Below are 26,072 nucleotides of genomic sequence, written 5' to 3' on the forward strand. Positions count from 1 at the left end.
GACTCACCTTCAGGCGTTGTGCGTCATGCTGCTGTCCCGTTGATGCACGCAGTCGCCACCGGCCCAGGTGGCGAAGACGCAGCGGTCATCGCCGAGCATCATCAACGCGAACAGCCGTTCGCCGAGCGTGGCCTGATCGGCGTGCTCATCCTTGCCATTGCCATCATCTTTGCTGATGCGTGCCGTGCGCCGAGCCAGCAGCGGGGTTGCGCCTGGGTCGAGCACCACGATGTCGGCTTCCTGGCCAGCCTCAAGAGACCCGATGTGGTGATCGAGACGCAAGGCCCGGGCATTGCCCAATGTCAGGCGGTAAAAGCCCTGCCAGGCGGTTAGCGGCTGGCCGAGTAGCTGACCGACCTGATAGGCGGCTTTCAGAGTGGCGAAGCCGGAGAGATCGGTTCCCGCACCCACGTCGCTTGCCAGGCTGGTGGCGAGTCCCGCTTCGCGGCAGGCGTGCCGATCGAGTAGCCCACTGCCGAGGAAGAGGTTGGACGTGGGGCAGAAGGCGATATTGGCCCCGGCCCCGGCGAGTCGCTCGCGCATCGCCTGATCCAGATGAACCCCGTGGGCGAAGGTGCTTGTGGGTCCCACCAGTCCGAAGCGTTCGTAGACCGCCAGGTAGTCCTTGGCATTGGGGAAAAGCTCAGCGACCCAGGCAATTTCGCCGGGATTTTCGGCCAGGTGTGTCTGCAGGTGCAGGTCGGGGGCCGTGCGTAGGATAGCGCCCGTCGCGTCGAGCTGGGCCGGACTGGAGGTCGGTGCGAAGCGCGGAGTCAGCGAATAGCCGAGCCGATCTTTGCCATGCCAATCCGCAATCAACCGTTCGCTGTCGGCCACGCCACTGGCCACGCTGTCGGTAAGCGCGGCAGGGGCATTGCGATCCATCAGCACCTTGCCGGCCAGCATGCGCAGCCCCCTGCGCCGTGCGGCAGCGAAGAAGGCGTCTACCGATTGGGGGTGCGAGCTGCAGAACACCTGGGCGGTGGTCGTGCCGACCCGCAGCTGCTCGTCCAGAAACGCCTCGGCGACGGCCTCACTGTGGGCGCGTTCGGCGAAGCGGCATTCCTCGGGGAAGGTGTAGTCGTTGAGCCAGTCGAGCAGCTGGCGGCCATAGGAGGCCAGAATATCGAGCTGAACGTAGTGCACATGACTGTCGATGAAGCCTGGCATCATCAACTTGCCGGTGTAGTCCACCACCTCTATTCCATCGGGCAGATGGGGCGCGAGCTCGTGATAGTGGCCCACTGCACGAATCCTGCCATTCTCGAGCCATAGGGCACCGTCGCGAAGATAGGACAGGCTGCCCGGCGCAGGCCGGTCGTCTTCACCCGGATCATCGAGAAAGCGCACCAGGGGGCCTCGCAGCACGCGCATGGTGGGGCGGGGGTCGGTCATGAAAGATCATCTCCAGCGGTTGTCAGGGCCTTGGCTAGTGGTCCTTGCCAAAGACATCGCGCAGCGCCTCGGGCGCAATGCCACGGCGGTCAGTCTCGGCGGATAGATCGGGGCCGAGTGTCATCAGTTCGGCCACCACGGCGAGCGCGATCTCATAGGGGCGCTTGCCGTTGGCGCCGTCAATCCCGATAGGGCAGCGCACGCTTTCGATAGCGTTTGGTTCATGACCGGCCTCGGCGAGACGGCGTTTGAAGCTCGCCCACTTGCTTGATGAACCGATCAAGCCGATCGAAGCCAGGTCGTTGCGCCCCAGCAGGGCATCGATCAGTGCCAGGTCCTCGCCATGATCATGGGTCATCACCAGGGCATCGGCGCCCGCGGGTAGCCCGGCCACAGCGGCCGCCGTGGCCGGCTCACCGTCTGTCTGATGGAGTCGCAACCGAGGTGATGCCGATGCGTCGGCGGCCCAGGCCGGGAAGGCGTCCTGGCGGCTATCGAACCAGTCGAGGTGCCAAGGCAGCGGTGCCATCAGTCCCACCAGTGCCTGGCCGACGTGGCCGGCGCCGAACAGGGCGATATGACGCTCGGCACCGCTGAAAGGCTCAATCAATACATGCAGGTAACCGCCGCAACACTGCCCTGAGCGACCGCCAAGCGGGAAGGCCTCGAGCGCAGGTGCCTTGTCGCCGCGTGCCAGGGCTTCCCGAGCGGCGGCGATCACCTGGTACTCGAAGGTGCCACCCCCCAGGGTATCGAAAATGGCCTTCGACGTGATCACCATCTTGGTGCCGGGCTCTCGTGGCGTCGAGCCGGCCGCGCCGACGAGGGTGGCCAGCACGTGGGGCTCGGCGTTCTCCTGCAAACGATGCAGGGCAGCGTGCCATGACGACTCAGGAGCTGGCACCGAGCGGTCATCAGGCGTTGGCATGCTGATCGTCCTCTCGTGGTGTGCTTGCGGTGTGATCATCGGTCTGACGGCGCAGGGCCTCGATGGCCATCAGCACGCGCTCGGGCGTGGCGGGGGTATCCAGTCGGGGACAGTCGCCAGTGGGGTCAAGACTCGCGATCGCATCGCGCAGCGCCGACCAGACCGAGATCGCCAGCATGAAGGGAGGCTCGCCGACGGCCTTGGAGCGATAGATGCTCGCCTGGGAGTTGGGGTGTCCCTCGAGCAGGGCGACATTGAAGGTTGCCGGCAGGTCGCCGAAAGCCGGGATCTTGTAGGTGGCGGGGCCATCGCTGATCAGCTGTCCGGCCTCGTTCCACTTGAGCTCCTCGCTGGTCAGCCAGCCCATGCCCTGAATGAAGCCGCCCTCGATCTGGCCGATGTCGATGGCCGGGTTCAGCGAGTCGCCGACGTCGTGCAGGATATCGACCCGGGTCACCTGGTACTCGCCGGTCAGGGTGTCGACGGCGACTTCACTGACCGCCGCGCCATAGGCGAAGTAGTAAAAGGGGCGCCCCTTGGCGGCCTCGCGATCATAGTAAATCAGCGGTGTTGAATAGAAGCCCTTGGCCGACAGCGAGACGCGTTCGACGTAGGCCGCCTGAACCAGCTCGCCCCAGGGCATCGTGAACTCCCCATCGCCCGCCACCAGCATGCCATTCTCCAGGCGCAGGTCGTCGTGTCCGAGGCCGGCGTCCGGCCACAGGGTTTCGAGGGCGAAGGCGAAGAGTCGCTCGCGCAGCGTGCTTGCCGCATCGCGAGCCGCCTGGCCGTTGAGGTCGGCGCCACTGGAGGCCGCGGTGGGGGAGGTGTTGGGCACCTTGTCGGTGCGGGTGGCGCTGATGCGCACGGCCGAGAGCGCGAGCCCCAGCTCGCGCGCCACCACCTGGCAGACCTTGGTGTGCAGGCCCTGACCCATCTCGGTGCCGCCGTGATTGATCATCACACTGCCGTCGGTATAGACGTGCAGCAGAGCGCCGGCCTGATTGAGGTGCTTGGCGGTGAAGGAAATGCCGAACTTCACCGGCGTCAGTGCCAGGCCGCGGCGAATGATCGGGCTCGTTGCGTTGAAGGCGCGAATCTCGTCGCGGCGTGCCCAGTAGTCGCTGCTGGCTTCGAGCTGGCCCATCAGCTCGTGGAGGAGGTCGAGCTGCTCGACGTCCTGGCCGTAGTGTGTCGTGGCGCGTCCCGGCCGGTAGAGGTTGCGCTTACGAATGGTCAGCGGGTCTTCGTTCAGTTGGTGAGCGATATCATCCATCGCCTGCTCAATGAGCATCATGCCCTGGGGGCCGCCGAAACCGCGGAAGGCGGTATTCGAGGCAGTATGGGTGCGCGCGCGATGGCCGGTGACCCGCGCCGCGCCCAGGGAATAGGCGTTGTCGGCATGGAACATCGCCCGGTCTACGATCGCCTCAGACAGATCCGGCGAGAAACCGCAGTCGCCGATCAGGGTCATGTCGCCGCCCTGCAGTACGCCGTCATCATCCATCGCCAGTCGATAGCGGTTGTGAAAGGGGTGGCGCTTACCGGTGATGCGCATGTCATCGCCGCGAGAAAGCCGCAGGCGTGCCGGACGCTGAGTGCGTCGAGCAATCAGCGCCGCAATGCAGACCCAGGGGGATGCCTGGGTCTCCTTGCCGCCGAATCCACCGCCCATCCGGCGCACCTCAACGGTCACCGCATGGAAGGGAATGCCCAGCACCTCGGCGACGAGCTTCTGTGTCTCGCTGGGGTGCTGGTTGGAGGTATGCACCACCACCCCCTCGTCCTCGCTAGGGAGTACCAGGCAGGCCTGGCCTTCCAGATAGAAGTGCTCCTGGCCGCCGATAAATTGCTCGCCCTCGATGACATTCAGGCCACTATCGAGAGTCCGCTGCCAGTCGCCGTATGTCTGGACATGTGTGGGCCGCACCACGTCACCCTGCTCGGCGGCCGCCACCGGGTCGAGGCTTGCCGCAAGCTCGTCAATCTCGATGATCGCGGCCTTGGCGGCACGCCGGGCGGCGTCGTGGCTATCGGCCGCCACCGCGAATAGGCACTGGCCAGCGTAGCTGATCGTTTCATCGACAAAGATCGGGTCACCCGGAAAAACCGGCCCGATGTCGGTGTGCCCGGGCACGTCGTTGACGGTGATCACATCGACCACGCCTGGCATGGCACGAACCGGGTCGAGGTCGAGGCGTGTCAGGCGTCCATGAGCTACCGGCGAGAGGCCAAGGGCAATATGCAGCGCATTGGCCGGCGCCGGCAGGTCGTCGATGTAGGCGGCACGGCCGGTTGCGTGCTTGATGGCGCTCTCGTGCTGTTGGGCTGCCTTGGCCTCAAGAGTAGTGGAGCCGCCAGGCTTAGCGAGTGTGGTAGCGGAGGTCGAAGACAGCCTAGTTAGCGTACGCATCGAGAGTCACCTGGGCAGCGGGCGCAGAGGGGGCGTCTGCGGTGGGTGAAGGAGCGGTAATCGTCAGCCGCAGGCGTTCGAGAAGATTGGCGGCGGCGATTCGGCGATAGTCGCTTGACCCCCGCACATCGCTCATCGGCTGGAAATCCTCAGCGAGCGCCTGCTTGGCGGCAGCGAAGGCGGCTTCTGTCGGTGGTTGACCCTCGAGGGCGGCCTCGGCCTTGCGAGCACGGGCGGGAATCGCCGCCATGCCGCCAAAGGCCAGGCGGATGTCGGTAATCAGGCCATCCTCCAGTTGCCAGCAGAAGGCGCCGAGTACCGCCGAGATATCGTCCTCCCGGCGCTTGGAGAGCTTCCATACCTTGAGCTGGCGTCCTGCAGGCAGCCAGGGGAGGCGAATCTCGCGCAGTACCTCTTGTGGTGCCATGGCGGTCTGACGGTAATCCAGAAAGAAGTCGTCTGCCTCAAGTGATCTTTCGCCGCCAGACCCCGATAGCGTCAGGGTGGCGCCCAGGGCCAGCAGCACCGGCGGGCCGTCGCCAATCGGCGAGGCGTTGGCGACATTGCCGCCAAGGGTCGCCCGATGGCGGATCTGCGAGGAGGCGAAGCGGTGCAGCAGCCGAGCGAAGGCTGGAAAGTGGCTGTCCAGAGATGGTTCGAGACGGGCATAAGTGACGGCGGCGCCGATGTGTAGGCCGTCATCGCCGGCATCCAGCACCTGGAGCTCGCTGATGCCACGCAGGTCGATCAATGCCGGGAGCGCCTTGAGCTGCTGGGTACGCTCCAACCATAAATCGGTGGCGCCGGCGACAAGTCGCGCCTCTGGGTGGCGCTTTCGCAGGGTGGCCAGGGCCGAAAGGCTGGTCGGGCGATGATAGCCCTCGCTTAAGGCAGTGTACGGCGACGGTGCGTCCGCGGCCTCTTGGCTAGCCTGAGCACTGGCCGCCACCCGAGCGGCCAGGCTTTCGTCTTCTGTCCAGGCGGGAGATGGTTCTTTGGCAGGGTAGCTAAGCATGCCTTGGGCGGCGTCACGGATCGGGCGATAGCCGGTGCAGCGACACAGGTTGCCGCCCAGCGCGGCCTCCAGTTGTGATTGTGACAACGGCGTTAGCGAAGGTTGCGCCTGCTCGGCTTCATAGAGCGTAAACAATGACATCACGATGCCCGGGGTGCAGAAGCCGCATTGGCTGGCATGGCAATCGACCATGGCGGCCTGGGCCGGATGCAGGGCATTGCCTCGGGAGAGGCCTTCGACGGTGACCAGATGACAGCCCTTGAGCTGATGGGCCGGCAGGATGCAGGCATTGGCATTGTGATAGCGCAATATACCTTGTGCATCGGGCTCGCCGATGGCCACGGTGCAGGCGCCACAGTCGCCGGAAGCGCAGCCTTCCTTGGTGCCAGTCGCCTCAAGGCGTGTCCTCAGCAACGTAAGAACGCTGATATCCGCGGGAAGGCCGGCGAGGGATTGGGGCTCGCCGTTGAAATAGAAGTCGATCATCGCGGTCCCTGATTGTTATTGTAAGCATGTGGCATGCCTTGACCGATTGGTCAGCTTTGTAAAGATTGGCGCAAAGCCTACCGCAGTGCAAGCGTCGCCGGCGGCATTGTATCGTCATAGCGGCTGGCGCAAGCGCCCCCGAGGCCTGGCTGAGACGGGCACCATTCGGTATTTCCTTGACCCTACGCGAGATCTGCGATGACGGTGACTTCCGATGTTGACCATTCGCTGACAGCAGCGGATTCTCTTGCACGAACCGATAGTGTCGACACCGCCCCCACGACCATGCGGGAGCCGCAGGGCCAGGGTGACGGCGAGGCCACAGCGAGGCGTCAACGCAAAGAGCAAGCGATTCTCGAAGCTGCCGAAGGAGTCTTCGCTCGATACGGCTACCGTGGGGGGAGTGTTCAGGCCATTGCTGAGGCAGCGGGCCTGCCCAAGTCCAGCGTGCTGTATTACGTGGGCAGCAAGCGTCGGCTTTATGTGGTGCTGCTCGAGCGCATGATGACGCGCTGGAACGCCATGCTGGACGATATCAGTGTCGATGATGATCCGGCCGAGGTCCTGGAGGCCTTCATCCGCAGCAAGATGGCCCTGACCCGCGCTCATCCCCAAGGCTCACGACTGTTTGCCGCCGAGGTGCTCGGCGGTGCGCCGTTTCTGCAGGAGTATCTGCGTGGCGAGCTGCGCGACTGGGTGCAGGCGCGGGCTCGGGTCTTCGAGCAGTGGGCCGAGCGGGGATTGATGGATGCGGTGGATCCTGTCTGGCTGATCTTCCTGATCTGGTCGGCGACCCAGCACTATGCCGATTTCGAGCCTCAGGTACTGGGGATCACGGGGCGTAATGCGCTCAGTGATCAGGACCACCAGGACATTAGCGATTTTCTTTGTCGCTTGATCCTCAAGGGCTGCGGCATCCGCCACTGAGTTGGTCCGCGACGTGTGCAGCTGACCCGAGATACCGCGCCGGTTTACAATGGTGAACCTTCGCGGCGGCCGCCCTGGCCGCTCCGCGGTGTTCTTTCACAAGTGGCGCCCCTTTCCAGTGGCGCGCCCCAGCCGAGCGGTGAACATGAACGGCAGTTGGCAGCATGAGCGGCATGGCAGCCGTACGCCGGCGGATGGTCGCGTCAGTGACGAGCAGATCGTCGAACAGGTCCGCCGGGCGGTGCTGATGCAGCGCCTGCCCCCAGGCACAAGACTGCCCGAGGTGGCATTGGGCGAGGCCTTCGGTGTCAGTCGCTCGGTGGTACGCAAGGCGCTGACCCGCCTGGTCGCCAATCATGTGGCCGTTCAGCGGCCCAATCAGGTAGCGCGGGTGGCATCACCCGACGTCGACGAGACCCGTGAGATCTTCGCGGCACGCCGCCTGGTCGAGGGCGAGGTGGTGGCATTGTTGACCGGGACCTTGTCGGTGACCGTTCAGGAGCGGCTCGCGTCCCGGGTCGAGGCCGAGCGAACCGCTTTTGTGCGGGGTGACGAAGAGCAGCGCATCGAGGAGTCGCTGGCTTTTCACCACTGCCTGGCAGAGCATTCTCCCAATCGCATTCTCGGCGCCATGCTCAGCGACCTGATCCTGCGCACCTCCATCGTGATCGCCCTCTACAAACCGGCGGATCTGGAGTCCTGCTATCTGGAAGGCGATCACCAGGGATTGCTTGAGACGTTGGTCGCGGGAGCGCCTGACGCTGCTCGAGGCAGAATTGACGCGCACCTGAACGCGCTGGAGGCACTGTTGGATCTTCATGCCCCGGTGGGAGCCATCGACCTCGGCGCCTTGTTCGCTGGCAACGCCTAGATCATCGATCTGGCGCGTCTTGGCACAGAGCTATTCCCTGGAGCGATTCTTCGGCGCTATTCCTAGAAACTATGCCTAGTAGCTATGCCCAGTAGCTATGCCTAAGAGCTGGTCTCCAGGGCTACCAACCGGACTCGCCGTGGTGGGAGTCGGAGCGAAGGACGTGGTGAGCATGGCTTCTGGGGCGGTGTTCTCAGTCGTGAAAGAGCCGCGCTCGCAGTGCATAGACGCTGCGACCCAGCCACTCATGCAGGGCCTGCGTGCTGTGGCGCAGGTGATACGCCCGGGGCAACCAGGCCCGCCAGCCGGCCGGTGGCGGACTGGCGAACTCGGTAGGAGCGGGCACGACGCTGAGCCCGGCGCGCTCGAAGGCCGGCACTGCCCGTGGCAGATGCCAGGCCTGGGATACCAGGGCCACTCGCGTGATGCCCTCGGATTCCAGTATTGCCGCGCTGTAGCGCGCATTTTCTGCGGTATTGCGGCTCTGCGTTTCCTGCCACCTGGCCGTCAGGCCAAAGCTCTCCCTAAGGGCCAGGGCCATCAAGGTGGCTTCGGCTTTCGCTTCGCCATGCACCCGGCCACCGGTGACCAGCAGCGGCAGCCCACTTTGGCGGTGCAGGTGGGCGGCATAGCCCAGGCGGCGCCAAGTGGTGTTATTGGGCGCATCTCCCCAGCCAAACTCCGGGCTTTGATAATCACGCCCACCGCCCAGCACGACGATGGCCTTTGCGGTCTCGAGCTTGTCTGTTGTCAGCGTCGGGTAGGGCTCCAGGCCGCTGCGTAGCCAGTGGCTGGCGGTCGGGGTGGCGAGCCACAAGAGGCCTCCCACGCCAACCACCAGCATGATGGCTCCCAGCCAGGGCATGCGGCGCCATAGCAGTAACCCCAACACGCCCAGGACCACATTGATGGTGGGGGGGAGCAGCAGGTACTTGAGCCAGCTCATGGGCGCCTCCTGTGTCGTTGGGGGGTGCCGGCGCCGCCGAGGGCAGGACGGTTCAGTCGAGATCCACTTTATCGGCAAACTCGCATAGATCCTCGATCACGCAGCTGCCGCAGCGTGGCTTGCGGGCCACACAGGTATAGCGGCCGTGCAGGATCAGCCAGTGATGAGCGTCCTGGCGGAATTCTCGCGGCACATGGCGCATCAGTTTCTTCTCGACCTCGAGCACGTCCTTGCCGGGGGCGATGCCAGTGCGATTCGAGACCCGAAAGATATGGGTATCGACGGCGATGGTTGGCTGACCGAAAGCGGTATTGAGAATCACATTAGCGGTCTTTCGACCCACCCCAGGCAGTGCTTCCAGGGCCTTGCGCGTGTTGGGTACCTCGCCGTTATGGCGCTCCACCAGTATTTGGCAAGTCTTCATCAGGTTCTCGGCCTTGGTGTTGTAAAGGCCGATGGTCTTGATGTGCTCCTTCAGGCCGTCGAGGCCCAGTGCCAGGATCGCCTCGGGGGTGTTGGCCACCGGGAAGAGGCGTGCGGTGGCCTTGTTGACGCCCACGTCGGTGGCCTGAGCGGATAGCAACACCGCGGCGAGCAGTTCGAAGGGTGACGCCCAGTTGAGCTCGGTGGTGGGCGCGGGCATGTGCTCGCGCAGGCGCGTGAAGATCTCGTGGCGTTTCTGGGCGTTCATGGTGTATCCGTTGTGGTGTCTTGGCGGTTCGGTGGCCGTCGCCGCGGCGTCTGTCGTTGTGATGTCGGGCGAGTGCTCAGCGGATGGTGCCGGTGACCCTGACGCGCCGGCTCTCGGCGGGCGCGTCTGTCCGGGTCGCGGCGCGGCGACGCGCCTGACGATCATCGATCAGGTTCTTCAGGGCGATCAGCAGCCCCGTGGCGAAGAAGGCGCCGGGCGGCAGTACCAGGAACAGGAAGTCGTAGTCGGGAAAGACGGTGATGCCCCAGCCTGCGGCGATGGGGCCAAGCAGCAGGTCCATGCCGGTGAAAAGCGTGCCCTGACCGAAGAGCTCGCGGACGGCCCCCAGCACCACCAGTACTGCGGCGAAGCCGAGCCCCATCATCAGGCCGTCGGTGGCCGCCGGCAGTACCGGGTTCTTGGCGGCGAAACCGTCGGCCCGGCCGAGGATCGCGCAGTTGGTGACGATCAGCGGGATGAAGATGCCCAGAATCTGATGCAGCTCATAGGTGTAGGCCTGCATCAGCAGGTCGGCGCAGGTGACGAAGGCGGCGATGATCATCACGAAGGCGGGCAGGCGCACCGTATCGGGCACATGGTGACGGATCAGCGACACCGCAACATTGGAACCGACCAGCACCAGCAGCGTCGCGAGACCCAGGCCCAGGGCATTGACCACGCTGCCGCTCACGGCAAGCAGTGGACACAAGCCCAGCAGCTGCACCAGCGCCGGGTTGTTGGCCCACAGGCCGTTGCGGGCGAGCTCGTTGAATTGGCTCATGGCGCCTCTCCCTCCGGGTGTGTGGCTTCACTGGGGCGATCGACGGCTGCTTCGCCGAAGAGGCGCGCCTGATGATCGCGCACATAGCCAAGGGTGCGTTTCACGGCAGCAACCACGGCGCGGGGCGTGATGGTGGCACCCGTAAAGGCGTCGAACTCGCCGCCATCCTTGCCCACCGCCCAGCCGGCGGGGCCCGGGTCGCTCAACGAGTGCCCTGAGAAGTCCTTAATCCAGTCGCTCTTGCGCGCCTCGATGGCGTCGCCGAGCCCCGGCGTTTCTTGATGGTGGGTCACGCGCACGCCACTGATAGTACCGACTTTTGTGACGCCGACCAGCAGCTCGATGTCCCCGCTGTAGCCGTCTGGAGCGATCACCGGCAGCACCACGGCGACCGCGGTGTCTCGCTGTGCCCGCCAGGCGGTGAAGGGCGCGTCCTGGCCAAGGGCCGTGCTTGCCGGCAGGGTGATTTCACTGTCGAGCAGGCGTTCGACCCCGAGGTCGGAAAGGGGCGCCGGCAGCACCTCGAGCAGTTGACGGTGCTGACTCGCCAGACGATTGGTCTCGATACGCTCGGCGGTCAATGCTCGGGTACCGGCGACGATGCCGGCCGTCAGCATGGCGAAGAGGCCTAGGCCAACCGCACCGCGCAGGACGGCGCGGCGCATTGGCGCGCTTGTCGACTGATCCGAGGGGGCGCTCATGAGGCCTCCTCGTCATCGAGTTGTACTACCTTGATGCCTCGGTTGGGCCGTGCGTGTCCCTGGGTACGCGGCTGGGTATAGTAATCGATGAAGGGCACGGCGAAGTTCATTAATAGCACGGCGAAGGCCACGGCATCCGGGTAGGCGCCGACATCGCGGATCAGCACCACCAGTAAGCCGATGCCCGCCCCATAGTAGAGTTTGCCCTTGCGGCTGGTCGCGGCGCTGACCGGGTCGGTGGCGATGAAGAAGGCGCCAAACACCGCGGCTCCGTTCAGCCAATGAAAGGCCGGCGAACCATGGTGGCTTGGGTCGGCGGCATACAAGAGCGTTGCCAGTAGGCCCATGGCGGCGAGCATGGATACGGGGATCTGCCAGCCGATCAGGCGCTTGTAGAGAAGCAGCGTCCCCCCGGCAAGCCAGGCCAGGGCAACATTGCGCCAGGCTGTCTGAGTGCCCTCGGGCAAGGGGGTGGTTGCCCAGAACTCGCTTGCGAGCATGGCCTCTGGCTTGTGCTTGAAGGCATCCAGTGGCGTGGCACCGCTCCAGGCATCGGGGCCGAGGCTTCCGTCGAGTTCGCTGTTGAAGCCAATGATGCGGACCAAGAGGTCGCCAAATGAAAGCCCGTCGGGGCCGACGATCCCATGCGGCGCGCTCCACTGGGTCATGGCCGCCGGGAAGCTGATCAGCAGCAATGCATAGCCGACCATTGCTGGGTTGAAGGGATTCTGGCCCAGGCCGCCATAGAGCTGCTTGGCGACGACGATGGCGGCCACCATGCCGACCAGAATCAGCCACAGGCTGGTTCCCGGCGGCAGTGAGGCGCCGAGCAAGACGCCGCTGACCAGGGCGCTGTTGTCGGCAACAACCGGACGCACCCGTCGGCGGCGCAGGCGCAGCACCAGCGCCTCGAGGCCCATACCCAGGCCGGCGGCAAGCAGGACGTTGGTCAGTACGCCGAGGCCGAAGTGCCAGGTCAGGACGGTGATGCCGGGTAGAGTGGCCAGCAGCAACCAGCTCATGACGCGGCCAGTGTCCGCAGGCTGAGGGCTTACCTGGCTCTGGTGCATCAGGCTCATTCAGCGCGCTCCCGGTCAGTGTCCATTGAGGAATCAGAGGTGGCTTCTGCGGCTGCCTCTTTGGCGGCGGCCATTCTCGCTTCGATGGCGGCGAGGTTTTCGCGGGCGGTGGCAAGTTGAACCTCGAGATCCTGAATCTCGTCGGCGTTCTGAGCTTGTCCCTGGCCGCCGCCGGACTGGCTAACCCGGGTCAGTACCTTCTCGGCCTTGCGCACGGCAGCCTTGGCCGCTGCATGGGCAATGCGTAGCGACTTGAGGTCAGCGTCGTTGGCGCTTGGTGAAGAAGCCGCCGATGAGGTCTGGGAGGTCGTGGGCGGTTCCTTGCTCGCCGCCTTGGCGGATTCCGCTTTAGGTCGCCGGCTGGCCTGAGTGCGCGCCTGTCGCCGTGCGTCTTTTTCGGCGGCCTCGCGCGCCAGGCGAGCCTGGCGGAACTCGAAACGATGTTTGGCATGCTCGGCCTTTTGCGCCTCAAAGGCGCGGGCGCGAATATCGCTCTTGGCGGCACGGTAATAATCGACCAGCGGAATGTGGCTCGGGCAGACGAAGCTGCAGGCACCACATTCGATGCAGTCGAAGAGATTGAACAATTCGGCCTTGTCATGCTCTTGAGACTTGGCGAACCAGTAGAGCTGCTGCGGTAACAGGCTGGCGGGACAGGCCTCCTCACAGGCGCCGCAGCGGATACAGGGTTGTTCCACCGGCGGTGCTGGTAGCTCAATGGTGCTGGCGGCGATCAGGCAGTTGCTCGACTTGACCAGCGGCAGGTCGAGATGGGCGAGTTCCATGCCCATCATCGGGCCACCCATCACCAGTCGGGCGAGGCTTGCCTCGTCAAGGCCGGCGGCGTCGAGTAATTCCGTCATGGGCGTCCCCAGGCGAGCCTCGACGTTACCCGGGCGGGCGAGGGCTTCCCCCGTCAGGGTGACGATGCGCGAGACCATCGGGCGGCCGTCGCGCACCGCCTGGAGAGCGGCGCGCAGGGTGCCGGGGTTGTGACAGAGCACGCCAACGTCTGCCGGCAGTCCTCGGCTGGGTACCTCGCGATTGAGCAGACGTTTGATCAGCTGCTTCTCGCCACCGCTTGGGTAGCGGGCGGGGAAGGCCTTTAGGGTGATCTCAAGAGAATCCCTGTTGCCGGCCTTGATGGCCGCTTTCAGCGCGGCGGCAGCGTCGGGTTTGTCGTCCTCGATGCCGATGATGATCCGCTCGGCGCCGCTTAAGTGCGCCATCAGGCGGGCACCCTCCAGAACATCTGCAGCATGCTCGCGCAGGGTCATGTCATCGGCGCTGATGTAGGGCTCGCACTCGGCGGCGTTGATTACCAGCGTGTCGATGGCGTGGCGCTCGCGCACCCGGGCCTTGACCTGGGTGGGGAACCCCGCACCGCCGAGACCCACGACCCCTGACGCCGTAAGGCGAGCATGCAGGGTGGCGTCATCGGTATGGCGCCAGTCAAGGGCGGGTAGCCGTTCCCAGTCGTCGCGTATGCCATCACCTTCGATGACGATGCAAGTCTCACTGAGGCCGCCGGGATGCGGCACGCGGCGTGATTCGATGGCGATGATCTCACCGCTGATACTGGCATGGACATCGGCGCTAATCAGGCCTTGGGCTCGAGCGATCAGCGTACCGGTGGCCACCCGGTCGCCGACTGCCACGCAGGGCTCGGCAGGCTGGCCGATGTGTTGGCCAAGCGGCAGCACCACCCGCTTCGGCAGCGCGGCCGTCGCAATCGGGTGGCGGGTGGAACGGGTCTTGCGGGCCGGAGGATGAATGCCGCCAGGGAAATCGAACGCCTTAGCCATGTGTGGCCTCCCGAGGCGTATGCGCCCGGTCGCTTACAATCAGCTGCGCTGCGGGGCGATGGCCCGGGCCGGCGGGAAGGGGCGGTTGCCAGGCGTCGATGGCGTCATCGCGGGCAATCATGTCGATACAGTCGACGGGGCATGGGTCGAGGCACAGGTCACAGCCGGTGCATTCGTCGGCGATCACGGTGTGCATGTGCTTGGCGGCACCGAGAATCGCATCGACCGGGCAAGCCTGAATGCACTTGGTGCAGCCGATACATTCGTCCTCGCGGATGTAAGCGACGCGGGGTGCATCCTGCGCCTCGCCGTCCAGCGGCGACGCCTCACGGCCAAGCAGGTCCGCCAGGGCGGCGATAGTGGCATCGCCGCCGGGCGGGCACTTGTTGATGGCATCGCCTCCACTGATGGCCTCGGCGTAGGGCTTGCAGCCGGGGTAGCCACACTGGCCGCACTGGGTCTGCGGCAACAGGGCATCGATGCGCTCGACCAGTGGGTCACCTTCAACCCGAAATCGCTCGCCGGCATACCCGAGCAGCGCGCCGAAGGCCACCGACAGCCCGGCGAGGGCGAAGATGGCGGCAAGCATGCCGTGGTCGTTGATCCACTCGATCATATGTTACCCCTGACCGACTTGGACGAGGCCGGAGAAGCCCATGAAGGCCAGTGACATCAGACTGGCGGTGATCATGGCGATGGCGGCGCCCTGGAAGGGGCGGGGCACATCGGCGACGGCCAGACGTTCGCGCATGGCGGCAAATAGCACCAGCACCAGCGAGAAGCCCAGAGCGGCGCCGAAGCCATAGAGGGCGGCTTCCATGAAGCTTGATTGACGATTGAGCGACAGCAAGGCCACCCCCAGCACCGCGCAGTTGGTGGTAATCAGCGGCAAAAAGATACCGAGTACCTGATGAAGCACCGGGCTCACCTTTTTCACCATCAGTTCGGTGAACTGCACGATTACCGCGATCACCATAATGAAGGCAATCGTGCGCAGGTATTCAAGCCCTAACGGGGCCAGCAGGTAATGAAAGGTCAGGTAACTGGCCACCGACGATAGGGTCAGTACGAAGGTGGTGGCCAGCGACATGCCCATCGCGGATTCCAGCTTGTTGGACACGCCCATGAAAGGGCAGAGCCCGAGAAACTGCACCAGCACGAAGTTGTTGACCAGCGCCGTGCTGACCAGAATCAGGAAGTAGTGGGTCATGGCCCGCCCATGCCGCGAAAATGAAACATCATGAGGGAGACACCGCTATGTGTCAGCGATGGCAAAGCGGGAATTATAGCGCGGGGGAGGTTTGCATCATACCGGGCGGCGACGCCAGTCCTCAGACATAGTCCGGTTCACTGGCCGCCATGACGCGGTTGCGTCCGGCTTCCTTGGCCGCATAAAGCGCCCGGTCGGCTGCCTCGATCAACGCTGCCGCATCCAGGGGGTGCTCGAATACACTGCAGGCAACCCCGGCGCTGATGGTCACCACCTGGTCAGTATGCGGAACTGCCAAGGCCTCAATGGCCTCGCGTAGCCGGTCGGCACACGCTAAGGCGGCTTGTTGCGAGGTGCCTGGCAGGATGGCCGTGAACTCTTCTCCGCCGGTGCGCGCTACCAGCTGATCGGCCCGGTCGAAATGTTCGCTCATCACCCCTGCCAGCGTCTGAAGGCAGGTATCACCGGTTGGATGGCCGAAGCGATCATTGAAGGCCTTGAAATGATCAATATCCATCATGATGAGTGCAGTAGGTTGCTGTAGATGGCTATCGGTTGCCAGCGATATCGACAGGTGTTCATCGAAGCGCCGCCGATTGGCAAGCCCCGTGAGGGGGTCATGTTCGGAGAGCTGGACCAGGTCGGCTGTCTGCTTTCGCTGAAACTCGATGAGCTGCTGGAAGTGGCGTGCCAGGGCACCGATTTCGTCCTTTCGTTTCTGAAGTGACGCTGGCACATCGGTGCGGTCAGCTTGCTTCGCGCGATGGGTGAACGCAGCAAAGAGGCGAAGCGGATTGAGAACGATGCGCTCAAGCAACCACAGCACGACCAGAACGACCAAGGCGATAAGGCAAACGGTCCAGGCCAGCCCCATTTCAAACGCCTCGACGCTCATGTTCAGGTGCTGGCGTGGCAAGTCGATTGCAAGCGTCAGTTCCTCACCCGCTGGCGTAGCTGGGATAAGACGGCTAGCGCGCATGATGTCCTCGTTTATGCGCTGAAGGCTGGGGGGGGGCACCGTGCCAGTAGCGTTGTGCACAGTGGCAGCCAAGCCGGTGCTGTTGCGAAGCTTCTGAAGCCAATCTTCACTCATGGGTCGGGCCATGGCTAACCAGCCAGCGATAGGGCCACTGCCGTCACTACGAACTATTGGCTGGATGCTGACCAACGCCATCTGGGGCTTGGTCTGGAGCCAGGTCATGCCAGTGTCTTGTGTGCTTTGCTCGATGCGCTTCTGCACGGTCTCAAGGAAGGTTCGAGTCCACTGACAGGACGCTCTTCGCTCGTTACAGTTTCGGTATTGGCCCATCGTCGGGTCTAATCCGCCCAACCAGAAGGGCATGCCGGAGGGCGTAAAAAAGGCGATCAGGTTCAAGTTGGCATCGGTGAAGATGGCCGCGCCATTGATATTGGATGCCAGGAACTGCAGATTACCGTCTTGCATGAAACGATAGCTGTCGTCCCAGGCAGCCCAGTCCTTGCTGAGCACTTCCAAGTGACGTAATTCATTATCGATGGCGCGCTGGGCCCGCTCTAGAGATTCCTTACCTTGCATGTCTTCAATACGCAGCAGCTCCGGCATTAGTGAATAGCGTGTAAAGGCAGCTAGCGCGATGAGTGCCACAACCAAGAGTCCCAGCAAGGTGAGGACAAATCGGTAACGCAAGGAATGTAGAGCTGAGCGCATGGGCATTCCGCCGGATGATAGTAAAGGCAGTGGTCACCAGTGACCGAAAGTGCCGGTAACAGATACATGTATCGACCCCAGTCGCACCAGCTTGAATAATCGGCAGACCCTTTACAAAAAAACGCGGCCTTGGCCGCGTTTTTTGCGTTGTACAAGACAGTATAGTGACTTAGGTCACTCGTTGGCCGGGTTCCGCGCCGGCATGCGGCTCGAGCAGATAAATACCGGCGTCGTTGCTCGACGCCAGCACCATGCCCTCGGAAACCCCGAAGCGCATCTTGCGCGGTGCCAGGTTTGCCACCATCACGGTCAAGTGACCCTCCAGGGCTTCAGGCGCGTAGGCACTACGGATGCCTGAGAAGACGGTGCGAATTTCGCCACCCAGGTCGAGGGTCAACTTGAGTAGCTTGTCGGCACCCTCGACGTAGTCGGCCTTGGCGATACGGGCGATACGCAAATCAACCTTGCTGAAGTCCTCGAAGCTGATCTCGTCGGCGATAGGGTCGTCGGTCATGGGGCCCTTGGCGCTCTCCTTCATCTTCTTCTCCTCGGCAAGATCTTCCTTGGAAGCGTCGATCATGGCATCGATCTTGTCACGATCGATACGGGTCATCAGCGGCTTGAACTTGGCGATGTCGTGATTCAGCAGTACCTCGTGACGGCTTTCCCAATCCAGCGATTCAAGCTGCAGGAAGGCCTGCGCATCACTGGCCATCGTTGGCACGACCGGGGCCAGGTAGACCATCAACTGACGGAACAGGTTGATGCCCACCGAGCAGATGTCGAGTACCTCTTGCTCGCGGCCGTCCTGCTTGGCCAGTACCCAGGGTTCGGCCTCGGCAATGTAGGTATTGGCATCGTCAGCCAGCTCCATGATGCGACGCATGGCGCGACCGAATTCCCGGGCCTCGTAGTCCTCGGCGATGGCATCGCCGGCAGCGATGACGCGCGCCAGCAGTTCTGGCTCTGCGCAATGGGCGGAGAGCTTGCCGCCGCCGAGTTTCTTGACGAAGCCGGCGCAGCGGCTGGCAATGTTGACCACCTTGCCGACCAGGTCGGCGTTGACCCTTGCCGAGAAATCCTCAAGGTTGAGGTCCAAATCGTCGACTCCGGCGGTCAGCTTGGCGGCGAAGTAGTAACGCAGGTATTCCGGGTTCAGGTACTCAGCGTAGGTGGCGGCCTTGATGAAGGTGCCACGGGATTTGGACATCTTGGCGCCATTGACGGTCACAAAGCCATGGCAGTTGACCGCAGTGGGGGTGCGGAACTCGGCACCGTGCAGCATGGCCGGCCAGAACAGGGCATGGAAGTAGACAATGTCCTTGCCGATGAAGTGATAGATCTCGGCATCCGATTCCGGCTGCCAGTAGCTGTCGAAATCCAGCCCCTCGCGCTCGCAGAGGTTCTGGAAGCTGGCCAGATAGCCGATCGGCGCATCCAGCCAGACATAGAAGTACTTGCCCGGGGCGTCGGGGATCTCGAAGCCGAAGTAGGGCGCATCGCGAGAGATGTCCCACTCGTTAAAGCCTGACTCGAACCACTCCAGTAGCTTGTTGCGGATCTGCGGTTGCACGTGACCGTCGTTGATCCAGCCCTGCATGAAATCGGCGAAGTCCGGCAGCTTGAAGAAGTAGTGGGTGGAACTTCTCACTTCTGGCGTGGCGCCTGAGATCGCCGAGACCGGATCAATCAGCTCGGCCGGCGTGTAGGTGGCGCCGCAAGCTTCGCAGTTGTCGCCGTACTGATCATCGGCCTTGCACTTCGGGCAGATGCCCTTGATGAAGCGGTCAGCCAGGAACAAGCCCTTCACCGGGTCGTACATCTGCTCGATATCGCGGGTGGCGATGTGGCCCTTGTCGCGCAGCCGGGTGTAGATCAGTTCGCTGAACTGCCGATTTTCCTCAGAATGCGTGGAATGGTAATTGTCGAATCCCACGCCGAAGCGTGCAAAGTCGGTCTGATGGTCGCGTGAGACGCGCTCAATCAGGGCTTCGGAGGTGATGCCTTCCTGCTCGGCCCGCAGCATGATGGCGGTGCCATGAGCGTCGTCGGCGCAGACATAGTGGCACTGATGGCCGCGGCTCTTCTGGAAGCGCACCCAGATATCGGTCTGGATATACTCCAGCAGGTGGCCCAGGTGGATGGCGCCATTGGCGTAGGGCAGGGCGCTGGTAACCAGGATCTTGCGCGGCTGGCTGGCGGAGTGCGACGCGGAATTCGACATAGTGGCTGCGGGGTTCCCGTAACGTAGTGCGTGAGGGACGAAGTGTCGTCCGGGCAGCGACCGCCGCTGCCGGGTATCGCCCCTGACGTGATGACCATGAAATCAGGCCCGGATTGTAGCATTTTCGCCGCCGCCTGCATCTGCCGGCCGTGTCGGTGATGGGCGACGCTTGGCCCCTTTCGTGCAAGCAGGTAGAGTCGTCAGCCGTTGCCTTCGGTGGCGCCCATGGATCCTGGTCGCCCCTGGCAGACTCATCGCCCGAACGTCACGCATGGCTCATTGACCCTTCATACGAGGTAAAGAAGCATGCGTATTACTCCTATCCTGGCTGTGCTGTCCCTGGCCGCCCTGGTTGCCGGCTGTGCCGGTAGTGCCATCGCCCCCAACTACACCAGCCAGAACCCCGACATCATGCGCATCAGCAATGAGCGTCCGGCGGACCCGCAGGTCACGACCGAGAATCTGGGCTCCTACTGCGTCAAGGTCACCGAGACTTGGAGCGAGCAGGGCGAGACCCCGGATGGCCAGATGCTGTGGGCGCTGGACACCCAGCGTACCGTCGTGCCCTGCAACTGAGGGCCGGTTCCGCTCCCTCGCGCCATACCCGGCCCAGTGCAGCGCCTGCACTGGGTTGGAGAGGGTGCGGATGACCTGCTGTCACGCGTGTCACATCCCCACGTCTCGTGATTTCATGAGGTCTCGCTCCGGCTAGCCCGCCATTCTCGCAGCACATCGGCCGGCGTGCGGTGGCTTAGTCCCCTCTGGGGAAGACAGTGGTTATAGTGCCGAGTCAAGTTTTCCAGGAGGCTTGTTATTGCCTCGGCCTCTTTCTCTGACTGTTCCGCTTCCGGCAGGTGTAACACCTCATCTAGCCTTTCTATACGCCCCGAGTCCGTATGACCATGTCGATAGTGTGCCGCTTTTTCCAGCCCATGGTGGATGCCCTCATGAGCACAAGCCTGGTCGAACGGATGTTGATCGGCGGCGTCGTTCGCGGATGAGCTTCCCTTGGTTTGAGCTGTAAATGTCTCGCTGACGCACGTCATCACCCTGTTGATAGTGAACGGTGCTTGGTCGACCACGTTTTGCAGGAAGCGGCTGGCATCCCTTGCCGAACTGCTTGGCAGAGTCTCCAAGTACACCCAGCGGCTAGCACGGTCGATGGCTAGATATAAACAGCGTTCTTCCGGCTGAGTAACTGGCTCGGGCAATACCTCGACAGCTATGTGTACCATGCCTGGCGCGTTCATCTTGGGAGGTTTCTGCATGTTACGGCCTTTTCTAGATAGATTCTCTAGGTAGGGTGCGTTTTGTCGCTTTATCAAGCGTTGTAGGCTGGAGCGCGAGAGATGTGGGGCCAGAAATGCCTGGGCTACCTTCAGCAGGTCGTCCAGCCCCAGGTGTAGGTAGTCGCGAGCCACCATAAGTAACATCTCTTGTGCCGGGGACAGGCTGGTGCGCAGGTTGTGGCGAGTATGTGAACGGTCATGAACTTCCTCGCGGAATCGCCAGCGCCGGATTGTCGAGATGCTTACGCCAAAGCGCTCGGCAAGCTCCCGGTGAGTGACGCTGTCAGGCGCTGCCTGTATCGCGGCGCGAATGCCGGGAGTGGTCGTTGCCTTCTTGTGCAGTTTGATGTCCATGGCTGTCACCTGTGTCCTTTCGATGAGCCTGTGTAGTGCTGGCTTGGCGCCTCCCGAGTGCCGGCGCCGGCTGTCGGCAAGGCCGACCAACCGGCACTGGTGCATGATATGTTGTTATAAGTGAAATGGTTTCTCGGGTTATCGGGTTGTGCGTTTTCTTGTTTAATCATCCGAAACGGGTTTATTTGCAACTTAAATTGAGCTCTTTATATAGATTTTTAATATATTGTCAATTCTGATTTAATCATCCGGGACTTTATATAATTTATAGTGTTTTGCGTTTTCGAGGCTGTGATTCCTCTCCGTGTTTTTTTATTTAATCATCCGGCACATATCCTTTTTGTCCCGGTAGGTGTTGCGGTAAAAATTGGGACTGATAATTCCAAGTTGTTGATTAATAACGATTTAATTGTTTTAAAAATCATGTTTGCTGCTGTGCGGCATCGTGTCTATAGTTGTGTGTCAGTCGCTGGACTGTCAAATCGTTATGGCACCATTGTCATGATTAAGCATTAGTCTTCAATTGGTTTGCGTCTTCGGATTTTGTAGGAAATCTCGGTAATCGAATCGAGGCTTATCGGTGACCCGGTCATGAACTTGGGTTGGCAAGCGGTAATGGTCTGTCTCAGGGAAAGGGAGTAATCAGCAACATGAATATCACCATCTTCGGCTCCGGTTATGTGGGGCTCGTCACTGGCACCTGCCTGGCCGACGTCGGCCACCAGGTCACCTGCGTCGATGTCGATGCTGACAAGGTCGCCCGCCTGCAAGTCGGCGAAGTGCCAATTTACGAACCCGGGCTGGACGCCCTAATCCGCGACAATGTCGGCGCCGGCCGCCTGCACTTCACCACCGACGCCGCGGCGGCGGTGGCCTTCGGCACCCTGCAGTTCATCGCCGTGGGCACGCCGCCCGACGAGGACGGCAGCGCCGACCTCAAGTACGTGCTCGAGGTGGCGCGCACCATCGGCCGTCACATGGAAAGCTACAAGGTCATCGTCGACAAATCGACGGTGCCGGTGGGCACTGCCGACCGGGTGCGGGCGGTGGTCGCCGAGACCCTCGCCGCCCGCGGCACGGCGCTAGACTTCGACGTCTGTGCCAACCCGGAATTTCTTAAGGAGGGCGCTGCCCTTGAGGATTTCAGCCGCGGCGCGCGGATCGTGGTGGGCACTGACGCCGAGCGGGTGCGCGCGCTGATGCGTGAGTGCTACGGGCCCTACAGCCGCCACAAGGACAAGCTGATATTCATGGACATTCGCAGCGCAGAGCTGACCAAGTACGCCGCCAATGCCATGCTCGCCACCAAGATCAGCTTCATCAACGAGGTCGCCGGCCTTGCCGAACGTCTCGGTGCCGACATCGAACAGGTGCGCCACGGCATCGGCTCGGACCCGCGCATCGGCTATCACTTCATCTACCCCGGCTGTGGCTACGGCGGCTCCTGCTTCCCCAAGGATGTCCAAGCCCTGGAGCGTACCGCCCACGAGGTCGGCCACCCAGCGGCGCTGCTCGAGGCGGTGGAATGGATCAACCAGGCACAGAAGAGCCGGTTGTTCGCCAAGTTGCACCAAGCCTTCGACGGTGCCCTGTCCGGCAAGACCATCGCGTTGTGGGGTCTGGCCTTCAAGCCCAATACCGACGACATGCGCGAAGCGCCGAGCCGCGCGCTGATGGAAGCGCTGTGGGATGCCAGCGCCCGCGTTCAGGCCTTCGATCCCGAGGCCACCGACGAATGCCGGCGGCTGTACGGCGAGCGCGACGACTTGGTGCTCGCCGATGCCCGCGACGACACCCTGGAGGGCGCTGACGCCCTGGTTATCTGCACCGAGTGGAAGTCCTTTCGCACCGTCGACTTCGCGCGCCTGCGCGAGACGCTGGCCTCGCCGGTGCTGGTCGATGGTCGTAACCTCTTCGACCCGGCCAGCGTCAATGCCGCCGGCCTCGCCTACTACGCCATTGGTCGCGGAGACTCGCTTCGGCCCGCTCTGGCGTGAGGCAGCGAGTGGCATCGCGAGCGTGGACCGCCTTACGGACGAAGCCTGGCTTAAGGAGCCCTGATGTCGAAACTGCCTGAGCACATCTCCGTCGCCAGTCGAGCGACGGAGCTTACCACCTTGCTGCTGCTGCTGGCGCTGCTGGTGGTACTGATCAGCGAGCTGCCGGCGGACGTCTTCTCGCCGGCATCGAAGAGCTTCTTCTTCGCCATCGGCGCGGTCGGCGCCTGGCGCTATTCCTGGTGGGCGGTCCAGGCGTTGCGCTCGGTGTGGTACAACCGCCGCGTTTTCCCACGGCTGCGTGCCGCGGCCGACGCCGCCGGGGCCGTGGCGCGACCGGATGAACTCTACGTGCTGTGCACCTCGTACCGCATCGACGCCGAGGTCAGCTTCCGCATCTACGAGGCGCTGGTGAGCGAGGCCGCCGACTACGGCGTGCCCACCACCATCTTCGCCGCCGTCTCCGACCAGACCGATGTCGACGTCATTACCCACGTGATGGAAGCCAGCGGCCGGCCAGCCAATGTCGAGATTCGCTACATGTTCCAGAAGGGCGATGGCAAGCGTTCGGCGATGGCCGAGGTGCTGCGTGCCATCTCGCGACGCATGCCGTCCTCGAACGCCCTGTTGGTGTCAATGGATGGTGACATCTTGCTTGAGCCGGGGACCCTGGAGCGCTCGCTGTCGTTCTTCCTGAGTCGCGATGACCTGGGTGCCCTGACGACCAACAACAGCGGCATCGTCATCGGCAATGACGCCACCCGGGAGTGGTACGATCTGCGCTATGCCCAGCGCCACCTGATGATGAGCTCGATGTCGGTGTCGCAGCGGCTGCTGGTGCTCACCGGCCGCTACAGCGCCTTCCGCGCGGACCTGGCGACTCATCCCGAGTTCATTGCCCTTGTGGAGCACGACCAGGTCGACCACTGGCGCTTCGGTCGCTTCAAGTTCCTGTCTGGCGACGACAAGTCCACCTGGTTCTGGCTACTCAAGCACGGCTGGAAGATGCTCTATCTGCCCGACGTCTTCGTCTCCGGCTTCGAGGAGCTGCCCGACCGCCGGCGCTTCTTCGCTTCGACCATCGACCTGATGCGTCGCTGGTACGGCAATATGCTACGCACCAGCGGTCGTGCCATCGCCCTGGGCCCGCGGCCCATGGGGCTTTTCACCTGGTGGAGCCTGATCGACCAGCGGCTATCGATGTGGACCACTCTGATCGGTCCGTCGGTGGCGATCCTGGTGAGCCTGTTCTGGCGGCCCTCGTTTCTGTTCGCCTACCTGCTGTGGATTTTCTTCACCCGCGGCATCGCCAGTCTGGTGCTGGCCTGGCAACGCGGTCGTTTCAGCCTGTTGTGGATCCCGCTGCTCTACTACAACCAGGTGTTCGGCGCCCTGCTCAAGACCTATGTCAGCTTCCGCTTCAACCGCCAGGCCTGGTCGCGTCAGGGCATCTCGGCCGGCGAGCCGAGCGACCCGGTCGCTGCGCGTCGCCAGCGACGAATGGGCCATGTGCTTCATGCCTTCTTCGTCGGCGTGATGCTCTATGTGCTAACGGTGGCCGCCGGTGTGCTGCAGCCCCCCGACCCGACCGCCCTGCAGATCCTTAGCGAGGAGTACCAGCAGGCGCCGTCGACTGATCGAGAATTCACTGAAGCCGAACTCCCGATAAAGGCAGTAGGGAACAGTAGCAAGCATGAAAGGACGCAACCATGAACGATCATCATGACAAACCCGTCGACGGGCGTCGCGAACCGACCTTGGCGAGGGGAGATGCCCAAGAAAAGGCTACCACGGACGACCGGCCTTGCCCCCACTCAGCAGCGGGGGAGAGCGTCCAGCATGAACGTCGTGACGAGCGCCGCTTCATCCGCATGTTGCCACCGTTCGAGGTGCGCCTCGGTGATGGCCAGGTCCTCGCGGGCGCCGACCTCTCGCTAGGTGGCTTCGCGGTAGACAGCAAGCAACCCTTTGTCATTGGGGAGCGGATCGAGGCCTCGCTACGCATCATGGCCGGCGGTAGCGAACTGATCGTGCCGGCAGCCGCTGAATGCCGCCACAGCACCGAGACAGGCGACGGCCGCCATCAGGCGGGCTTCGAGATCACCGACATCGAACCGGCACACCGCGAGCTGTTGCGACGCATCGTGCGTTCCTGCCTGAGTGGGCGACAGGTCAGTGTCGAAGGGCTGCTCGGGGGCGAAGACCCTCAGACCCCGCGCAAGCGAGGTCGCACCGCGGCCGCCACATCCGCTCAGTCGGCGTCGCATCGGCCGCGGCCCTTCGCGCGCTACGCACTGCTGTTTCTGGCCTTCGGCGTGCTGCTCTTGGTAGTCGCGGCCACGGCCTACCGTAACTTTATGCTGATCGAGCCTAGCTTTGCCGCGGTTACTGCACCACGCATCGAGATTCGTGCCCCGGGACCGGGCATCGTCCAGGAACACGGCTTCGAGGCCGGCGACCGGGTCGAGCGCGACCAGCGGCTGACCAAAGTCATGAACCACGACCTGCAGTCCAACCTTATCCTGGCCGAGGCGGCACAGCGCTACAACAGCCAGCTGATCGGTAACTTGAAGGAAAACCTCCAGGCGGCGGGTAGCGGGCCGGTGAGCTTGGCCAATTCCGCCAAGCCGGTCAGCGGCGAGTCGGTGAGTTACGACACAGTGTCGCCGGAGGTAGCGCGCGCGAGGATCGAACAGTTCGTGACCGCCCGCGACTTCCAGCGCTCGCGGATCGCCGCCCTGGAGTCGCGCGAGGCCAAGAACACCATCTACAGCTCCTGCAACTGCCTGGTGGCCTGGGCGTTGAGCAGTGCCGACGGTACTTATATCAATGAGAGCGAGCGCATCATGACGCTGATCCGTACCGGCGATGACGACATCCTGGTCGAGGCGCTGGTGCACATGAGCGACATCGACCGCATCGAGCCCAGCCAGCGAGCCTTCATCGCCCTTCCCGATGCCTCGGAGCCGATACATGCCCGGGTGCGCAGCGTGGCCCTAGACATTGAACGCCAGCCGCGTGCCGGCTTCCCCAGCTGGGTTCGTCAGCAGCAGAACGTCGCCAGCGTACTGCTGGTACCCGAAAATCCGTTGCCGGCAGATAGGGTTGGTACCCCGGTGGACGTGCGTTTCACCGAGGATCCGATGCTCGCCGCCACGGCGGAATGGATCTGGCAGGGCAGCCGGTCGGCTATACAGTTCCTGCAGGACACTTATCACTCGGCGCGGACGACCCTCGAGGGGGCCAGTTGAGCGGCCTTTATACCCTAGACGC

General features: G+C 63.1%; 21 protein-coding genes. 6 read left to right on the top strand and 15 right to left on the bottom strand.

Going from position 1 to position 26,072, the window contains the following annotated elements; all coding sequences use genetic code 11:
• Positions 1 to 9 precede the first annotated feature (9 nt).
• From guaD to xdhA, 4 genes are read right to left on the bottom strand one after another with little or no spacing between them, the layout of a single operon-like run.
• On the bottom strand, positions 10 to 1,395 hold the full coding sequence (gene guaD / locus ETC27_RS07335) for a guanine deaminase (RefSeq protein WP_136254355.1): 1,386 nt from the start codon (positions 1,393 to 1,395) through the stop codon (positions 10 to 12).
• 34 nt (positions 1,396 to 1,429) lie between these two features.
• Entirely contained in the window at positions 1,430 to 2,323 is an 894-nt protein-coding gene (gene xdhC / locus ETC27_RS07340; RefSeq protein ID WP_136254356.1) for a xanthine dehydrogenase accessory protein XdhC, read from the bottom strand.
• Positions 2,310 to 4,736, bottom strand: coding sequence for a xanthine dehydrogenase molybdopterin binding subunit (xdhB, locus tag ETC27_RS07345; protein WP_136254357.1), 2,427 nt, complete (start codon positions 4,734 to 4,736; stop codon positions 2,310 to 2,312). The genes xdhC and xdhB overlap by 14 nt, the downstream gene beginning before the upstream one ends.
• A complete protein-coding gene (xdhA, locus tag ETC27_RS07350) occupies positions 4,720 to 6,237 on the bottom strand; it encodes a xanthine dehydrogenase small subunit (RefSeq protein WP_136254358.1) in 1,518 nt (505 codons plus the stop codon). The genes xdhB and xdhA overlap by 17 nt, the downstream gene beginning before the upstream one ends.
• A 285-nt stretch (positions 6,238 to 6,522) precedes the next feature.
• Between xdhA and ETC27_RS07355 the strand changes: the two genes are divergently transcribed.
• Both ETC27_RS07355 and ETC27_RS07360 read left to right on the top strand, forming a co-directional pair.
• A complete protein-coding gene (locus ETC27_RS07355; protein WP_136254640.1) occupies positions 6,523 to 7,164 on the top strand; it encodes a TetR/AcrR family transcriptional regulator in 642 nt (213 codons plus the stop codon).
• 145 nt (positions 7,165 to 7,309) lie between these two features.
• Positions 7,310 to 8,035, top strand: a complete 726-nt coding sequence (locus ETC27_RS07360) for a GntR family transcriptional regulator (RefSeq protein ID WP_136254359.1) — start codon at positions 7,310 to 7,312, stop codon at positions 8,033 to 8,035.
• A gap of 193 nt (positions 8,036 to 8,228) precedes the next feature.
• Here the strand turns inward: ETC27_RS07360 and ETC27_RS07365 are convergent, their stop codons facing one another.
• The 10 genes from ETC27_RS07365 to metG all read right to left on the bottom strand — a co-directional run bounded on the left by ETC27_RS07365 (position 8,229) and on the right by metG (position 19,159).
• Positions 8,229 to 8,981 (bottom strand): YdcF family protein, encoded by a 753-nt coding sequence (locus tag ETC27_RS07365; RefSeq protein ID WP_136254360.1) that lies wholly within the window; start codon positions 8,979 to 8,981, stop codon positions 8,229 to 8,231.
• Between the two features lie 52 nt (positions 8,982 to 9,033).
• Positions 9,034 to 9,672 (bottom strand): endonuclease III, encoded by a 639-nt coding sequence (gene nth, locus ETC27_RS07370; protein WP_136254361.1) that lies wholly within the window; start codon positions 9,670 to 9,672, stop codon positions 9,034 to 9,036.
• A gap of 76 nt (positions 9,673 to 9,748) precedes the next feature.
• Positions 9,749 to 10,453, bottom strand: coding sequence for an electron transport complex subunit E (locus ETC27_RS07375; RefSeq protein ID WP_136254362.1), 705 nt, complete (start codon positions 10,451 to 10,453; stop codon positions 9,749 to 9,751).
• The gene (rsxG, locus tag ETC27_RS07380; RefSeq protein ID WP_240724846.1) at positions 10,450 to 11,154 is read right to left on the bottom strand and encodes an electron transport complex subunit RsxG; all 705 of its coding nucleotides are present in this window, start codon (positions 11,152 to 11,154) and stop codon (positions 10,450 to 10,452) included. Before rsxG ends, ETC27_RS07375 begins: the two co-directional genes overlap by 4 nt.
• On the bottom strand, positions 11,151 to 12,233 hold the full coding sequence (locus ETC27_RS07385; protein WP_136254363.1) for an RnfABCDGE type electron transport complex subunit D: 1,083 nt from the start codon (positions 12,231 to 12,233) through the stop codon (positions 11,151 to 11,153). The genes rsxG and ETC27_RS07385 overlap by 4 nt, the downstream gene beginning before the upstream one ends.
• On the bottom strand, positions 12,230 to 14,038 hold the full coding sequence (gene rsxC / locus ETC27_RS07390) for an electron transport complex subunit RsxC (RefSeq protein WP_136254364.1): 1,809 nt from the start codon (positions 14,036 to 14,038) through the stop codon (positions 12,230 to 12,232). The genes ETC27_RS07385 and rsxC overlap by 4 nt, the downstream gene beginning before the upstream one ends.
• Positions 14,031 to 14,654: an electron transport complex subunit RsxB gene (gene rsxB / locus ETC27_RS07395; protein WP_136254365.1), complete on the bottom strand. Its 624-nt coding sequence runs from the start codon at positions 14,652 to 14,654 to the stop codon at positions 14,031 to 14,033. The genes rsxC and rsxB overlap by 8 nt, the downstream gene beginning before the upstream one ends.
• Before the next feature lie 3 nt (positions 14,655 to 14,657).
• The gene (gene rsxA / locus ETC27_RS07400; RefSeq protein ID WP_136254366.1) at positions 14,658 to 15,248 is read right to left on the bottom strand and encodes an electron transport complex subunit RsxA; all 591 of its coding nucleotides are present in this window, start codon (positions 15,246 to 15,248) and stop codon (positions 14,658 to 14,660) included.
• A gap of 121 nt (positions 15,249 to 15,369) precedes the next feature.
• Positions 15,370 to 16,872 (bottom strand): diguanylate cyclase domain-containing protein, encoded by a 1,503-nt coding sequence (locus ETC27_RS07405; protein WP_168709036.1) that lies wholly within the window; start codon positions 16,870 to 16,872, stop codon positions 15,370 to 15,372.
• Between the two features lie 232 nt (positions 16,873 to 17,104).
• Positions 17,105 to 19,159, bottom strand: a complete 2,055-nt coding sequence (metG, locus tag ETC27_RS07410; RefSeq protein ID WP_136254368.1) for a methionine--tRNA ligase — start codon at positions 19,157 to 19,159, stop codon at positions 17,105 to 17,107.
• A 306-nt stretch (positions 19,160 to 19,465) separates the two neighbouring features.
• Here metG and ETC27_RS07415 point away from each other — a divergent pair, with 306 nt between their 5' ends.
• Positions 19,466 to 19,735: a hypothetical protein gene (locus tag ETC27_RS07415; protein WP_136254369.1), complete on the top strand. Its 270-nt coding sequence runs from the start codon at positions 19,466 to 19,468 to the stop codon at positions 19,733 to 19,735.
• Between the two features lie 113 nt (positions 19,736 to 19,848).
• Here the strand turns inward: ETC27_RS07415 and ETC27_RS07420 are convergent, their stop codons facing one another.
• Positions 19,849 to 20,802, bottom strand: coding sequence for a helix-turn-helix domain-containing protein (locus tag ETC27_RS07420; RefSeq protein ID WP_136254370.1), 954 nt, complete (start codon positions 20,800 to 20,802; stop codon positions 19,849 to 19,851).
• 650 nt (positions 20,803 to 21,452) lie between these two features.
• On the opposite strand from ETC27_RS07420, the gene ETC27_RS07425 reads away from it, so the two are divergent.
• From ETC27_RS07425 to ETC27_RS07435, 3 genes are all read left to right on the top strand, one after another.
• Positions 21,453 to 22,799 carry a UDP-glucose dehydrogenase family protein gene (locus tag ETC27_RS07425; RefSeq protein ID WP_136254371.1) on the top strand — a complete coding sequence of 449 codons (1,347 nt, stop codon included), beginning with the start codon at positions 21,453 to 21,455 and terminating at the stop codon, positions 22,797 to 22,799.
• Between the two features lie 63 nt (positions 22,800 to 22,862).
• Positions 22,863 to 24,512 (top strand): glycosyltransferase, encoded by a 1,650-nt coding sequence (locus ETC27_RS07430; protein WP_240724847.1) that lies wholly within the window; start codon positions 22,863 to 22,865, stop codon positions 24,510 to 24,512.
• Positions 24,509 to 26,050: a PilZ domain-containing protein gene (locus ETC27_RS07435; protein WP_136254372.1), complete on the top strand. Its 1,542-nt coding sequence runs from the start codon at positions 24,509 to 24,511 to the stop codon at positions 26,048 to 26,050. The genes ETC27_RS07430 and ETC27_RS07435 overlap by 4 nt, the downstream gene beginning before the upstream one ends.
• The last annotated feature ends 22 nt before the right edge of the window (positions 26,051 to 26,072 follow it).

Source organism: Onishia niordana, from assembly GCF_004798965.1.
Lineage (GTDB): Bacteria > Pseudomonadota > Gammaproteobacteria > Pseudomonadales > Halomonadaceae > Onishia > Onishia niordana.

What these genes read in the sequence shown, in the direction of transcription:
- guaD (WP_136254355.1), bottom strand. Translation starts at nt 1,395, where the DNA reads ATGACCGACCCCCGCCCCACCATGCGCGTGCTGCGAGGCCCCCTGGTG.
- xdhC (WP_136254356.1), bottom strand. Translation starts at nt 2,323, where the DNA reads ATGCCAACGCCTGATGACCGCTCGGTGCCAGCTCCTGAGTCGTCATGG.
- xdhB (WP_136254357.1), bottom strand. Translation starts at nt 4,736, where the DNA reads ATGCGTACGCTAACTAGGCTGTCTTCGACCTCCGCTACCACACTCGCT.
- xdhA (WP_136254358.1), bottom strand. Translation starts at nt 6,237, where the DNA reads ATGATCGACTTCTATTTCAACGGCGAGCCCCAATCCCTCGCCGGCCTT.
- ETC27_RS07355 (WP_136254640.1), top strand. Translation starts at nt 6,523, where the DNA reads ATGCGGGAGCCGCAGGGCCAGGGTGACGGCGAGGCCACAGCGAGGCGT.
- ETC27_RS07360 (WP_136254359.1), top strand. Translation starts at nt 7,310, where the DNA reads ATGAACGGCAGTTGGCAGCATGAGCGGCATGGCAGCCGTACGCCGGCG.
- ETC27_RS07365 (WP_136254360.1), bottom strand. Translation starts at nt 8,981, where the DNA reads ATGAGCTGGCTCAAGTACCTGCTGCTCCCCCCCACCATCAATGTGGTC.
- nth (WP_136254361.1), bottom strand. Translation starts at nt 9,672, where the DNA reads ATGAACGCCCAGAAACGCCACGAGATCTTCACGCGCCTGCGCGAGCAC.
- ETC27_RS07375 (WP_136254362.1), bottom strand. Translation starts at nt 10,453, where the DNA reads ATGAGCCAATTCAACGAGCTCGCCCGCAACGGCCTGTGGGCCAACAAC.
- rsxG (WP_240724846.1), bottom strand. Translation starts at nt 11,154, where the DNA reads ATGAGCGCCCCCTCGGATCAGTCGACAAGCGCGCCAATGCGCCGCGCC.
- ETC27_RS07385 (WP_136254363.1), bottom strand. Translation starts at nt 12,233, where the DNA reads ATGAGCCTGATGCACCAGAGCCAGGTAAGCCCTCAGCCTGCGGACACT.
- rsxC (WP_136254364.1), bottom strand. Translation starts at nt 14,038, where the DNA reads ATGGCTAAGGCGTTCGATTTCCCTGGCGGCATTCATCCTCCGGCCCGC.
- rsxB (WP_136254365.1), bottom strand. Translation starts at nt 14,654, where the DNA reads ATGATCGAGTGGATCAACGACCACGGCATGCTTGCCGCCATCTTCGCC.
- rsxA (WP_136254366.1), bottom strand. Translation starts at nt 15,248, where the DNA reads ATGACCCACTACTTCCTGATTCTGGTCAGCACGGCGCTGGTCAACAAC.
- metG (WP_136254368.1), bottom strand. Translation starts at nt 19,159, where the DNA reads ATGTCGAATTCCGCGTCGCACTCCGCCAGCCAGCCGCGCAAGATCCTG.
- ETC27_RS07415 (WP_136254369.1), top strand. Translation starts at nt 19,466, where the DNA reads ATGCGTATTACTCCTATCCTGGCTGTGCTGTCCCTGGCCGCCCTGGTT.
- ETC27_RS07420 (WP_136254370.1), bottom strand. Translation starts at nt 20,802, where the DNA reads ATGGACATCAAACTGCACAAGAAGGCAACGACCACTCCCGGCATTCGC.
- ETC27_RS07425 (WP_136254371.1), top strand. Translation starts at nt 21,453, where the DNA reads ATGAATATCACCATCTTCGGCTCCGGTTATGTGGGGCTCGTCACTGGC.
- ETC27_RS07430 (WP_240724847.1), top strand. Translation starts at nt 22,863, where the DNA reads ATGTCGAAACTGCCTGAGCACATCTCCGTCGCCAGTCGAGCGACGGAG.
- ETC27_RS07435 (WP_136254372.1), top strand. Translation starts at nt 24,509, where the DNA reads ATGAACGATCATCATGACAAACCCGTCGACGGGCGTCGCGAACCGACC.